The 13851-nt window shown below is 65.6% G+C and carries 9 protein-coding genes; all 9 read right to left on the bottom strand.

Annotation, left to right across the window (positions count from 1 at the left end; genetic code table 11):
• Positions 1-80: 80 nt before the first annotated feature.
• A complete protein-coding gene (locus Q8Q80_RS06705) occupies positions 81-2204 on the bottom strand; it encodes a PQQ-dependent dehydrogenase, methanol/ethanol family (RefSeq protein WP_305632179.1) in 2124 nt (707 codons plus the stop codon).
• A 257-nt stretch (positions 2205-2461) separates the two neighbouring features.
• Positions 2462-3328 carry a decaprenyl-phosphate phosphoribosyltransferase gene (locus Q8Q80_RS06700; protein WP_305632178.1) on the bottom strand — a complete coding sequence of 289 codons (867 nt, stop codon included), beginning with the start codon at positions 3326-3328 and terminating at the stop codon, positions 2462-2464.
• 32 nt (positions 3329-3360) lie between these two features.
• A complete protein-coding gene (locus tag Q8Q80_RS06695) occupies positions 3361-4866 on the bottom strand; it encodes a glycosyltransferase family 39 protein (RefSeq protein ID WP_305632177.1) in 1506 nt (501 codons plus the stop codon).
• A 3-nt stretch (positions 4867-4869) separates the two neighbouring features.
• On the bottom strand, positions 4870-5940 hold the full coding sequence (gene aroG, locus Q8Q80_RS06690; RefSeq protein WP_305632176.1) for a 3-deoxy-7-phosphoheptulonate synthase AroG: 1071 nt from the start codon (positions 5938-5940) through the stop codon (positions 4870-4872).
• Between the two features lie 110 nt (positions 5941-6050).
• Positions 6051-6584: a DUF2062 domain-containing protein gene (locus Q8Q80_RS06685; protein WP_305632175.1), complete on the bottom strand. Its 534-nt coding sequence runs from the start codon at positions 6582-6584 to the stop codon at positions 6051-6053.
• A gap of 84 nt (positions 6585-6668) precedes the next feature.
• Positions 6669-8099, bottom strand: coding sequence for a metalloprotease TldD (tldD, locus tag Q8Q80_RS06680; RefSeq protein ID WP_305632269.1), 1431 nt, complete (start codon positions 8097-8099; stop codon positions 6669-6671).
• A gap of 100 nt (positions 8100-8199) precedes the next feature.
• The gene (locus Q8Q80_RS06675; RefSeq protein WP_305632174.1) at positions 8200-8970 is read right to left on the bottom strand and encodes a long-chain N-acyl amino acid synthase; all 771 of its coding nucleotides are present in this window, start codon (positions 8968-8970) and stop codon (positions 8200-8202) included.
• A gap of 21 nt (positions 8971-8991) precedes the next feature.
• Positions 8992-9810 (bottom strand): carbon-nitrogen hydrolase family protein, encoded by an 819-nt coding sequence (locus Q8Q80_RS06670; RefSeq protein ID WP_305632173.1) that lies wholly within the window; start codon positions 9808-9810, stop codon positions 8992-8994.
• Between the two features lie 85 nt (positions 9811-9895).
• Positions 9896-13789, bottom strand: a complete 3894-nt coding sequence (locus tag Q8Q80_RS06665) for a YhdP family protein (RefSeq protein ID WP_305632172.1) — start codon at positions 13787-13789, stop codon at positions 9896-9898.
• Positions 13790-13851: the final 62 nt, after the last annotated feature.

The raw sequence follows: 13851 nt of genomic DNA, 5'->3' as shown, positions 1-13851 counted from the left end.
GGTCGTGTGCGAGGCCTGCGCCACCGGCCGGTCGGACAGCAACCGCGCGACCGCTGGAGGAGGCCTCTCCGATCGAGACGCTACGGCTTCGCCTGCTGGGTGGTCACGATGGCCTGGTTGCGCACGTAGTGCTGCAGCGCGTCGAGGTCCGCATCGGTCAGCTCCGCGTACTTCGGCATGCCGTTCTTGACCAGGGCGCCGTCCAGCACCTTGCGCAGCGTGTCTTTCTTCAGGAAGAGCTGCGAGGCGCGAAGATCGGGGGCATAGCCGCCCGACACCGCGCCCGCGCTGTGGCACCACACGCAGGTGCTGGTGTAGAGCGCGCTGCCCCGTTCGACTTTTGCAGGATCCGGCTTGAAGTCGGCCGGCACGATCGGTGTCGCGAAGGAGGGTTTGCCGACATCGGGCAGTGCGGCCTTGCCGTCGAGCGCGAAGGTGAGCAACTGACGCGTCTGGCCTCGATAGCCCCACCCGTACTGCGCCATCGAACTGCCGCCGCCGAGCGATACGCCGGCGCCGCCCCAGCCGACCAGCAGCGATACATACTGCTTGCCGCCGACCGAGTAGGTGATGGGCGGCGCGCTGATGCCGGAGCCCACATTGACCGACCAAACTTCCTTGCCGGACAGCGCGTCATAGGCCGCGAACTTGCCGTCGATCCGGCCCTGGAACACCAGATTGCCGGCCGTGGTTACGGTGCCCGGGTTCCAGTAGCTGGGCTGCGGTATTTCCCACACTTTCTTCTGGTTCACCGGGTCCCAGGCAAGCAGGGACGCCACGCCGGCCTCCTTCGGAATGTCGCCGTGCAGGCTCATGTCGACGGCCATATCAAGCTTCCAGTCCGGCCTGGTCCAGTCGATCACGTTGACCTTGCCATCCTTGAACAGTGAAGGCAGTTCGGTTTTCGGAATGTAGACCAGGCCGGTCTTCGGGTTGAACGACATGGCGTGATAGTTGTGCGCACCGAACACGCTCGGCCAGATCAACTCCTCGCCATCTTCGTAGCGGGCGCCTTCACGTTCGATCGGGCGACCGGTATTCATGTCGATGCCGGTGGCCCAGGTCACTTTCTCGGCGAACTTCTCGGCCGACAGCAGCTTGCCGTCCTTGCGATCGATCACGTAGAAGAAGCCGTTCTTCGGCGCATGCAGCAGCACCTTGCGCGTGTCCTTGCTGTCCTTGAGCTGCAGGTCGCTCAGTACGATGTCCATGCTGGAGTTGTAGTCCCAGGTCTCGCCCGGCACGGTCTGGTAATGCCATTTGTACTTGCCGGTCTTCGCGTCCAGCGCAACGATGGAACAGAGGAACAGGTTGTCGCCGCCGCCCGGGCTGCGCGCCTTCTGGTTCCACGGGCCACCGTTGCCGGTACCGATCAGGATCTGGTCGTATTCCGGGTCGTAGGTGAAGCCGTTCCACGTCTGGCCGCCGCCACCCTTCTTCCACCACTCGCCCTTCCAGGTCTTCGCCGCCATGGCCTGCGTCTCGTCCTCGAAGCCATCGGCCGGGTTGCCGGGCACGACGTAGAACTTCCATGCCAGCTTGCCGGTATCGATGTGATAGGCACTGACGAAGCCGCGCCCACCGCCGAATTCCGAACCGCCGTTGCCGATGATGACCAGATCGCGGAAAGCGGTCGGATAGCCCGAGATGTAGAGCGCCTGCTTCGGATCGAAGGTTTGCGTGCTCCACAGCTTCTTGCCTGTCTTTGCGTCGAGTCCGATCAGGCGCCCGTCTATGGTCGAAATGACCAGCTTGCCCTTCCAGTAGGCGAGACCGCGGCTCGTGTCCCACATGATGCGCAGACGATCGCCGGCATGCTTGATCGATTCCGGGTCGTACTCCCACAGCAGCTTTCCGGTCTTCGCGTCGACCGCGCGCGTCTTGCTCCAGCTGCCGGTGAAATACATGACGCCATCGACGACCAGCGGCGTGGCCAGCAGCGAGCGGTCATCCGGCAATGCCATCGACCATTCGAGCCCGAGCTTGCCGGCATTGCCGGCGTTGATCTGCTCCAGCGGGCTGTAGCGTTGCATGCTGTAGTTGCGTCCGTACGACAACCAGTTTCCGGACTGCTTCATGTCCTTCAGCGCAGCATCATCCACGGCGCCCGCCGCCAGACTCGGGGCGACGGGCAGCACCATGGAAAAGGCCATCGACATTGCGAACATCTTGCCCCTGCGCGGCATCCACTTGCTTGACTTCATGACATCGGCTCCTTGATTTTCTTAGAGGTATCCCCGGGTGGCGCCGGATGCGGGGAGGATGTCTCCACCCCGCATCCGGCGCGCCAAGGTTGGGCGTGAGCCGCCCAGAAACCGTTATCCGCGCGATGTCATCGCACGTCAGGGGGATATGCCATTCAGAAGTCGGGGGATTCGACCGACGGAATGCGGGACGTTGTCCCACATTCCGGGAACAGGCCGGCGATCGTGCGTCGCAACAGCCGTCCGACGCCGTGCGATCAGCGCAGCAGGGAAACCGTAACCGCCAGCCAGCCGCCCATTGCGACGATCAGGTGCGGGTCGCGGAACAGGTCATGTGACGGATCACCACCGCCACCGCGCCGGTGCAGCATGTACAGGTAGCGGAACAGCCCGTACAGCACGAAGGGCAGCGTGTAGATGAGATCTGCCGTGCCATGGATGCGCACCGTGTCCGCATCGACCGTGTACAGCGAGTACGCCACCACGGCACAGGCGCCAGTGACGGTGATGAACTGGTCGAGCAGCGCGGGCGAATACAGGTCGAGCACCTTGCGGTGCGCCCCACCCGCCTCGTCCATCAGCATCAGTTCGGCGCGCCGCTTCGAAAAGCCGAGGAACAGCGTCAGCAGCAGGCCGCACATCAGCAGCCAGTTCGACGGGGGAATGCCCAGACCGGTCGTCCCGGCCAGCAGACGCAGCATGAAGCCGGCGCTGATCAGGAATACGTCGAGCACCACCACGCGCTTGAGGCCATAGCTGTAGCCGAAGTTGATCAGGCCGTAAATGCACAGCAGATAGACCAGCGTATCGCCGACCTGCCAGGCCAGCAGCAGCGACCCGATCGAGCAGGCGGACATCAGCACGATGGCAACCGACGGCGACAGCGCACCGGATGCCAGCGGGCGCATACGCTTGGCCGGATGCAGCCTGTCCTGCTCGATGTCGCGCAGATCGTTCAGCGCGTACACCGCGCTCGACATCAGGCAGAAGGCGAGGAAGGCAAGAATGGCCGCCTGCACCGTGGCGCTGTTGTGCCAGGCGTGGCCGAACAGCAGGCCGAAGAACACGAAACCGTTCTTCACCCACTGGTGCGGTCGCAGCAACTTGAACGCAGCGGCAATCATGGTCGGCGGCCGGGTGGCAAACCTTCAGGCATTCAGCGGAAGTAACGTTCTTCGAAAAAACAGCCCTGCTGCGGCAACCAGCCCGGAATCGCGTACCAGTAGCGGCGCGCCGGTTCGAGCACGCCGGCATGATAGGCCGCGAAATCGAAGCCGTGGCCGCGAATGCGCCAGAACTTCGCGCCGCGCACCGTGAGCGGGTCGACCTGCACATCGCGGAAGTACGGCGTGTAGCCGGTCAGCACCGGCGCTTCCTTGCTGAGCACCAGCACGTCGCGGCCGTCGAGGCGGCGGAAGTCGGTCAGCATGTCGTCGTGGCGCGCATGGCTCGACGCCGGGCCGAACACCGGCCAGTAACGGCGATGGTTGTAGCCGACGGTGACCGAAGGCGAGTAGCCGTCGGTCATCAGTTCGTAGCGGTTCACGTCGTCGCCGAGTGCCGCGATCACTTCGTCCGCCTTCACGGTCTGCACCACACCGGCATACTTGCGTTCGCTGAGCAACGAAGCCCAGCGCTCGACCGGCTGGCTGGCCACGGCCAGCACGGCGGCCACATGCACGGCAGCAATCACGGCAGCGAACCGGACCGTCCGTTGCAGCGTCAGGTCGGACACGCTGCGGCCGTACAGCAGGAACACCAGCGGCACGAAGGAAAATACCCAGTGCAGGCCGATCGTCTTGACCAGCGACAGCAGGCCGAAGATGGACAGCGGCACGACGACCAGCCAGGGCAGCGCCGCCTGGCGCAGCCAGGCCCCGGGCGTGCGCAGCAGACCCCACACGACCATCGGCGTCAGCAGCCACACCATCATCGCGCCGTACAGCAGCGGCGTTTCCCACGACAGGTGGGCGTTGCCATGGCGGTTGAACACGTTGAACATCACGTTCGCCCAGCAGTGCTGACTGTTCCACCAGGCGTTGTACAGCCCGGCCGGCAGCGCGCACAACACGACCAGCGCCAGCGCCTTCCATTTCCAGACTGCCGGTCGCCACAGCGCCCAGGCGATGTAGGCAAAGCCGAGCAGCACGGCGAAGTACTTCGACAGGAAAGCGCCGCCCAGCAGCAGGCCGCTCAACGCGAACAGCCAGCCGGTGCGGCCACGCACGGCGCTCAGGAAAACCAGAGCCGACGCCACGCTGAAATACACCAGCGGAATGTCGGTCGTGATGAGCACGTCGAGCACACTGGCCGGCGCAAGCAGCACCAGTGTGGCGACACCCCAGCGCGTCGCATGCGGGTCGTCGCGCAGAAAGGCGAGCAACATGAAGGACAGCAGCGCCGGCTGCAGGATGGCCGGCAGACGCAGCCACCACCCGGCTTCGGACACGGCAATCAGGCCGGCCAGCCACCAGCCGACCATGGGCGGGTGGTCATAGAAGCCGCCGGCGGGAATCCTGCCCCACCAGTAGAAGTACGCTTCGTCGCCGGTGAATGGCAGCGCTACGCCCAGCCAGCCACGGAACACCAGCGTGAGCAGCAGTGCTGCCAAGTAGAAACGGCGCCAGTTGTGGGCTGGCGCCGTTGCGGAAAACAGGCTCACCGATCAGTCGCGGTCGGCGATGGCACGGCGGCGTGCGCGCACGGCTTCGGCCAGCGTGTCCAGCAGTTCCACGCTTTTCTCCCAGCCGAGGCAGGCGTCGGTGATGCTCATGCCGTACTCCGGCTCCTTGCCGGCGACCAGGTCCTGACGGCCTTCCTTCAGGTGCGATTCGACCATGACGCCGAAAATGCGCTCTTCGCCGCAGGCAAGCTGGGCCGCGACGTCGCGCGCCACGTCCATCTGCAGCGCGCACTGCTTGCGGCTGTTGGCGTGCGAGAAGTCGATCATCACCTTGGCCGGCACACCGGCGGCGGCCAGTTCGCGGCACACCTTGTCGACCGCCTCGGCGTCGTAATTCGGTTCCTTGCCGCCGCGCAGGATGACGTGACAGTCTTCGTTGCCACCGGTCGTGACGATGGCCGAATGGCCGGCCTTGGTGACCGACAGGAACACGTGCGGTGCCTGCGCCGACTTGATCGCGTCGGACGCAATGCGCACATTGCCGTCGGTGCCATTCTTGAAGCCGACCGGGCAGGACAGGCCCGACGCCAGTTCGCGGTGCACCTGGCTTTCGGTGGTGCGCGCGCCGATTGCGCCCCAGGCGACCAGGTCGGCTGTGTATTGCGGCGTGATGGTGTCGAGGAATTCGGTACCGGCCGGCAGACCCAGCTCATTCACTTCGAGCAGGATGCGACGCGCCAGGCGCAGCCCGTCGTTGATCTGGAAGCTGTTGTCGAGATACGGATCGTTGATCAGACCCTTCCAGCCCACCGTGGTGCGCGGCTTTTCGAAATAGACGCGCATGACGATTTCGAGGTCGGCCGACAGACGCTCGCGCTGTGCCATCAGCAGCTTCGCGTATTCCATGCCCGCCTTGTAGTCATGGATCGAACAGGGTCCGATGACGACCAGCAGCCGGTCATCGGCACCGCGCAGGATGCGGTGGATGGCCTGACGCGCGCCGAACGTGCTTTGCGCCGCGACATCGCTGGCCGGCAGGTCGTCGAGCAGCTTCATCGGCGGGATGAGTTCGCGGATGTCCTTGATGCGGACGTCGTCGGTGATCATTTGCATGTGAGCGTTCATGGCCTTCAGTTCGGCTGCCGCGCGGATACGGAAGCGGGTAAAAAGTTCGAGATTCTAACCCGGCGCGCGTTTTCGTTCGATGACGGCGCTGCGCAGGGTCAGTGCAGACCGTCGTGCTTCGAATCGTGCGTCGATCCGTGCTTCGAATCGCGCCACAGCAGATGGACCGCCAGATAGCCGACGATCGCTCCGGTGCACGCCATGATGAACAGCCCGGTGACCAGCGGCATGCCGGCCGCACCGAGCCAGATCCAGAACCCTTCCAGCCAGCCGGTCGCCAGTTCACCGATTTTTTCGGCCGACTGTTCGATGTTCTGAACCTCGCGGTCGGAACCCGGCCGGTCTAGCACGAAACTGCCCAGTTCAAAGGCTGCCCAGTAGATCGGCGGGAAAGTGAAAGGATTGGTGATCAGCGTACAGCCGGCACTGACAGCGAGGTTTGCCCGCATCGCGAACGCCGCCACGATCGCAAACAGGAACTGTGCGAACGGAATCATCAACCCGAAGAACAGGCCGATCGATACGGCCTTGGCGACACTTTGCCGGTCGGCGTGCCACAGGCGGTCGTCGGACAGATAGCGGGCAAATGGTGCCAGCCAGCGTATCGCGAGCAGTTGTTCGCGGGTGGGCATCCAGCGGGAAAGAAAGGGGGGCATTGGGGTAGGCGCCGTGATCCAGTGGACGCGGCGGCAATCAGTCAGTGATCGAAATGTCGTTCAGGCCGTGCCGCCCACGGTCAGTCCGTCGATGCGCAGCGTTGGCTGGCCGACACCGACCGGAACGCTCTGGCCTTCCTTGCCGCAGGTACCGACGCCGCTGTCCAGTGCCATGTCGTTGCCGATCATCGAAACGCGGGTCAGCGCATCCGGGCCGTTGCCGATCAGCGTTGCTCCCTTGATCGGGTAGGTCACCTTTCCGTTCTCGATCATGTACACCTCCGCCCCCGAAAACACGAACTTGCCGCTGGTGATATCGACCTGGCCGCCGCCGAAATTGACGGCATAGAGGCCTTTTTTTACCGAGCGGATGATTTCTTCCGGCTCGCGGTCACCGTTGAGCATGTAGGTGTTGGTCATGCGCGGCATCGGCAGATGGGCGAAGCTTTCGCGCCGGCCGTTGCCGGTGGGTGCGACACCCATCAGGCGCGCATTCAGGCTGTCCTGCATGTAGCCGACCAGAATGCCGTCCTCGATCAGCGTCGTGCAGCGGGTCGGATTGCCTTCGTCGTCGATCGTCAGCGAGCCACGGCGATCCGGCAGTGTTCCGTCGTCGACCACGGTCACACCGCGCGACGCCACCTGCTGGCCCATGCGACCGGCGAACGCCGAACTGCCCTTGCGGTTGAAATCGCCCTCCAGACCATGGCCGATCGCCTCGTGCAGCAGGATGCCCGGCCAGCCCGGGCCGAGCACCACGCTCATCGTGCCGGCCGGCGCCGGACGCGCGTCGAGATTCACCCGCGCCTGATGGACCGCCCGTGCTGCGTAATCGCGCAGCACGGCATCGGTGAAGTAGCCGTAGTCGAAGCGACCACCGCCGCCGCTCGAGCCCTGCTCGCGACGCGTACCGTCCTGCATGATGACGGTGACCGACACGCGCACCAGCGGCCGCACGTCAGCGGCCATATGGCCGTCATTGCGCATCACCAGCACGGTTTCGTGCGTGCCCGCGATGTGCGCCATCACCTGCGTGACGCGGCCATCTTCCGCGCGGGCATAGCTTTCGAGCCGCTCGAGCAGTTGCACCTTTGCGGTGTCGCTGAGGGAGGCATGCGGGTTGGCGGCCGAATACAGCGCCCGCGGCAGCTTCGCCTTGCTGGTCAGCGTGCGCGCGCTCAGGCTCTGGCCCTGCGAAGCGATCGCACGCGTTGCGCGTGCTGCGGCTTCCAGCGCCGGTGCGCTGATTTCGTCCGAATACGCGAATGCGGTCTTTTCGCCCTGGATCGCGCGCACGCCCACACCCTGCTCGATATTGAAGCTGCCCGATTTGACGATGCCCTCTTCCAGGCTCCAGGCCTCGCTGCACTGATGCTGGAAATACAGGTCGGCGTAGTCGATGCGGTGCGAGGCGAGCAGGCCGAACACCCGGTCGAGGTCATGGCGCGCCAGATCGAATGGCGCAAGCAGCGTTGACCGCGCGATGTCCATCATGTCGAGGCCGGGTACGGCTGCCTGGATGCCGGTCGTGCGGGTGGAACCTGTCATGGGTCAGTGCATCCTCTGTCAATTTGGGCCGGTTTCGTTGCACCTAGCGTCCGAGCCTGTCCGCGATGGCATCTTCTTCCTGTCGCGGGAAAAAATACTTGTACATCGACTTCTCTTCCTTCAGATCACGCCAGCGCCCACCCAGTTCATCGACCCGGCTGCGATACATTTCCTGCGTCAGCCTGAGCAGAACGGCGGGCGCGCCGACTCGGCTGCACATGCGTTCCTCTGCGGCCGGCACAAAGGACAGATATTTCTCGTAGAACACGCGGTGGCGCGGGTTCACCTCGATCAGTACGTCGTCGCAGCGTTGCAGCCGGAACGCGTAGATGCACATCAGGTGGAACAATGTGCCCATCAGGCGCTTCGACTTGACCGACTGTTCCACCGCAAACTTGCCGAATTCGCACACCCGGCGGCCGTCGCCGCGCAGCCCTGCCATCACGTCGGGGTAGGTTTCGTCGGCCGACAGACCTGTGTCGGAATCAAGATTGACCGTAATCGTTCCATAGATGTGGCCATCGAACTCGGCCACAAGGGTGATCCGGTTCGGCACCTCGTCGATCTGCTTCTTCGTGTGGTAGCCACGCCACGAATACATTTTCTCGATCAGCAGGCTGGTGCCTTCGCGCTTCTCGTTGTCGCTGCTCAGCAGGCGCACCCGGAACTTGTCCTTCTGCTGCGCCATTTCGCGCGTGCCGGCAATGTCTTCCTGCTCGATGCACATGGAACGCAGCCGGTCGACGTCCATGACCGTGACTTCTGCCAGTGTGTGCGGAAACTGCGAATGTGGGCGGGTAGGTTGATCAGCCATGATGACCTCAGCAACAAATGTTCAGCATGAAAGGCGTCGGTGCCCCAGAGCAGGAAGATTTTGACGGATTTCAACGAGATAGTCCTCGTTCAGATCACCTAGTACCACGCCCGGGCCACGCGCCAGACGATTCAGCACCTGACCCCACGGGTCGATCAGCATCGAATCGCCGAAGGTACGCCGCCCCGACGGGTGCACGCCACCCTGCGCCGACGCCAGCACGTAGCACTGATTTTCGACCGCGCGCGCGCGCAGCAGCAGTTCCCAGTGCGCGCGACCGGTCGTTTCCGTGAAGGCCGCCCCCAGCACCAGCAGCTTCATGTTGCCCAGCGCGCGGAAAAACTCCGGAAAACGCAGGTCGTAGCAGATCGACAGCCCGACCCGCCCGAACGGCGCCTCGAAGGCAACCGGCGTGCTGCCTGCCTCTATCGTGCGCGCTTCGTCGTAGTTTTCCGCACCGCGCGTGAAGGCAAACAGGTGGATCTTGTCGTAGCGCGCCACCTGGCGGCCATCCGGTCCGTAGGCAAGACAGGTGTTGCGCACCTTGTCGGGCCGCTCGGCGACCAGCGGCACCGAACCGCCGACCAGCCAGACGCCGTGCCGCTGCGCGGCCTCTGCCATGAAGCGCTGGATCGGGCCATCACCCTCTGTTTCGCGAATCGCCACCTTGTCTGCTTCATCGCCCGAAATCAGCGAGAAATACTCGGGCAGCGCCACCAGCTTCGCACCCTGACGGGCGGCTTCGGCAATCCAGTGCCCGGCTTCGTCGAGGTTGTCGACAACATTCGGGCCGGACACCATCTGCACGGCAGCAACGCGGGTCATGGAGGAAGTATTCATGGCGAGCCTTTCAGTTTGATGATGCGCCGGTGCGCAACGGTGCGGCAGCCGGCGCATCCGAAAACCTGACCGCGCACCCGGGGCATCAATTTTCCGCCTGCTTGCCGGACGGTGGTGGCACCGCAAGTTTGGCCACCACCGGATCGTCCCAGGAACCGGTCACGCCGTACTGGAAGGCGAAAATCTGGCCGAGCGGATCGCGCAGCACCTTCTGCGCAAGATAGGTGGCCAATCCGACCGCGGGATTGGCGATCAACACGCCGACCGACACACTGTCGCTGAGCGCCGGCTGCACGCGCACGACCAGATTTTGCGTTTCGGCCGCGATGTCCGCACTGCCGCTGATCCGCACGCGTGCGGCCGGGCCGGCCAGTTCGAAGTCGTCGGTTTTCATGATGCCACGCTCGACCGCGACATTGCCTTCGATCAGGTCGAACGCAAACCCTTCGCTGAACACGTCCCGGAAATCCAGTGTGATGCGGCGCGGCAGCGCCTGCAGGCTGAGGATGCCGAGCAGACGCCCGGCACCGGGGTTGATCTTGCTGAACTGCCCCTTGCTGACGGTCAGCCTGAACGCACCGGACAGTGACCGATAGTCGATCGACAACGGGTTGCCGTTCCATCGCAGGCTGCCTTTCATGTCGGCCGTACCCCGGCGCAATGCGTCGGCGTGACCGAGCCGATCGAGCAGCTTGCCCGCCTCGTCTGCCCTGATCGAAAAATCGAGCCGCGTCTCGCGCACGCCACCCGGCGCGCCGAGCGGCTTGCCCCAGGCACCGCTGGCATCGAAACGGCCTTCCGGCAATTCCAGGACCAGGCGGTCGATCAGCCAGGCGCGCCGCTCGTTGCTGGCCTGCAGCGCCAGTTTGCCAAGCGCCTTGCCGTCGAGCACGAAGCGCGCGGCTTCGATGTCCAGCGCAGGCAGATCTTCGAGTACGTCGGCCGCGTCCGCCTCTGCATCGGGCAACGCCTGCACGCCCGGCTCGCCCGCCGTATTGATCAACAACTGGTCGAAACGCGCCTGGAGGCGGCCTTTGCCCTGACCGGACCAGTTGATGCGGCCGCGCGCCTGCGTGCTCGCCAGATCGATGTCCCAGGCGTCGCCCTGACGCTGCGCATCGGCCTTGACCGCATCAAGCCAGTGCTCCATCAGACGCACATGCTTCGCATCGAGCTGTACGCGGGCGAGCGGCAGGTCGTCGTCGCTGCTGCCCGCCGCACCCGCCGCACCCTCGGGCGCGGGCCGCGGTGCAAAAGCACGGCGCAAGGCGTCGAGGTCGAGCGTGTCGGCACGCACGGACAGCGCAAGCCCGCGCTCGGGCATCGCCGGCTGTTGTGGCAGCCCGATCGCGCCTCGCTCGATGACCCAGCCGGTCGGCGTCGCACGGCGCACGATGTCGGCGCTCGCCAGATCGCCGAGCGTGATGTGCAGCAGTTCGCGGTCCGGGCCGATGGCCGGCAGGCCGCGCCGGGCCGATTCACGCGCGTCGAGTGTGCCGGTGCGTTCGATCCGGAGCGCCATGGGCTCGCCGGCCGCCTTGCCGAGCGGGGCCGGGAGCGTCGAGGCCAGCTGGGCCAGATCGGCTTCCAGCGTCATGTCCATGCCGTTGCGGCGCACGCCCAGGCGGGCCTGCCAGACTGCCGTGCCGGCAAGCGCCGCCAGCCACGGCTGACCCAGCTGGGTGCGCAGCGCGTCCATCGATGCACGTCCGCTGGCGGTCACGTTCACCACGCCGCCGCCCGCCGAAGCGACGTCGAGCGTCATCGGAAAGCCGAGGGCCGTCGCCTGTGCGCCGCGCACGGTGAGCGCGCTTTCGGTGAATGCGATCTTGCCGGCCGCATCGGTCAGCGGCGGCACGTCGTCATCAATCAGCAGCCGGTTGCCGGAGAAGGTGAAATCGCCTTCGATCTTCGCGTCCTGCGAGTGGCGCAGCGGGATGGCCAGCGACACATTGAGACGGCCATTACCCTCGGCGCGGATGCCGCGGGTAAATCCGTCAATGCGCCCGGCCACCGGGCTGATGTCGATATAGCGCAGGAACTCGGACGTGACGCCGCTGGCCGAACCGCGCACCAGCAACAGTTCCTCGGCCGCTTCGAGGTCGGGGATTTCGGCAGTCGTGGTGCCCAGCTTCGTGTTCAGGATGCGGCCGTCGCGCGAGGTGATGAGCATGCGCTTGCCTTCGAACAGCACGTCGGCGTCGAGGCCGGTGATGGCCGGCCAGGTGCCGCCGAAGGCGACGGTCACATCTTCGGCCTTCACCTTGACCAGGAAGACGCCCGGTTGCCCGCGATCGAACGGGAAATCGTCGAGCTTGCCGCGCAGCTTCAGCGTCGCGTCGGGCGAACCGCCCGCCACCAGGGCATCGCGCAGCCAGTCGCGCGTGTCCGCGCCGATGGTCAGCGGCAGGTAGCGCCAGATGGCGCGCGCGTCGCTGCGCTGCAGTCGGCCGTCCAGATCGAGTTCGCCGGCGGTATTGGCCAGCGTGCGGTAGCGGCCGGTCAATTCGCCTTCGGTATCGGCGTTCTGGAACACCACGGAATCGAGCGCGACAGTGGTTTCGCCGTCGCTGCGCGACCAGCCGGCACGCAGTTTGAAGCGGGCGAACGTGATCTGCGGCTCGGCGAACACCGTCGGCAGGTCGAAGGTCAATCCCGGCGCGTCGATCACCACGCTGCCGCGCGCATCGCTGCCTTCGAGCTTGCCGCTCAGCCCGGCCACACCCGGAACGTCGCCGCGCGCATTGAAGCCTATGCGATCGAGCCCGGCACTGACGCGGAAGGCGAGCGGCGCCGACAGCTCACCGGTCCAGCCGGCGTCGAGGTCGGTCAGCCGGCCGTGCGGCGCATGATCGCGCAGCCGCTCGCGCAGCGGGTCCGGCAGCGGCATGAAGTCGGACAGCCGGGTCAGCGCGGCAAGATCGAGCACGCTGGCCGACACTTCGCCCTGCCCGGCTCGTCCGTCGACGGCGGCCTGCCATTTCAGGTCGATGCTGGTCGGCCGCACGCGCACGCCGTCGCGGGTCAGCAGCTGCAACTGGCGCGCATTGGCGGTCACCCGCGTGCGGCTCAGATGCTCGGCACTGACGCGCCCGGACAGGGTGACCAGATCGAGCTGCGGCAGATCGGGCAGCAGGCGCAGTTTCACGTCCGACAGCGCCAGTTCTCCGGTCACCGCATTCAGCGTGGCGCCGTCGAAATTCGCCCAGGCACGCACGGCACCGCGTCCCTGGGGCAGATCGACCGGGTAATCGACCCAGTTCTGCCAGATGGCGAGGTCGGCGTTGTCCAGCGACACGTAAAGCTCACCGGACGCGCCGGCTGGCTGATCGATGTCGGGCAGTTCCACGTCGCCGCGCAGCTCCAGCTGCCGGGCCAGGTCCGCCGGCGGCGTGGCGAGCAGGCCGAAGCGGTGCCGGTCGCCCGAGTTGTCCAGTCGCAGATTGACCTGGGTCAGCTTCAGCGGCGGCGCACCGGCGCGCGTTTCGTCATGCCACTCGAGCTGCGCATCGCGGATGTTGATCTGCCCCTGCGCGAGCAGCCAGGGCATGAAACCGCCGCGCGTGCCGTCCTGCCGCAGCGCGAGCCCGGCGACGTGGAGTACGCCGGCCGTATCGCGGCGGATCTGCAGCGCAGGGCCGTTGATGTCGAGCCGGTGCAGATGCATGCGCCCGCGCACCAGCGACGAAAACCCGAGCGCGGCATCGACCTGTTCCAGCCGCAGCGCCGGCTGACCGGCTTCGTCGAGCAGGGTGACGCCGCGCAGCGCCAGATGCGGGTGCAGGCCGCTCCAGTCGGCGCGGATGCTGTCGATGCGCACCTCGCGCGCCAGCGCCTCACCCACCGCGCCTTCGATCTGCGTGCGGTAGGCATCCACCTGCGGCAGCAGCAGGTGGCGCGCGCCGAGCACAACCAGCGCCACAACGATCCAGGCGACCAGCAGCGCGTCGAACGCGCGGCCGGGCAGTCGCCGCCACAAGGGCCGCGCCGGGTGTGGGTCTGCGGACCGGTGGGTGACATCGGCGGAGGAGGATTCGGACA

It is taken from the genome of Methyloversatilis sp. (assembly GCF_030698125.1).
Taxonomy (GTDB): Bacteria; Pseudomonadota; Gammaproteobacteria; order Burkholderiales; family Rhodocyclaceae; genus Methyloversatilis.
Note: the sequence above shows the minus strand (reverse complement) of the source record. Positions and strands in the feature narration are given on the sequence as shown.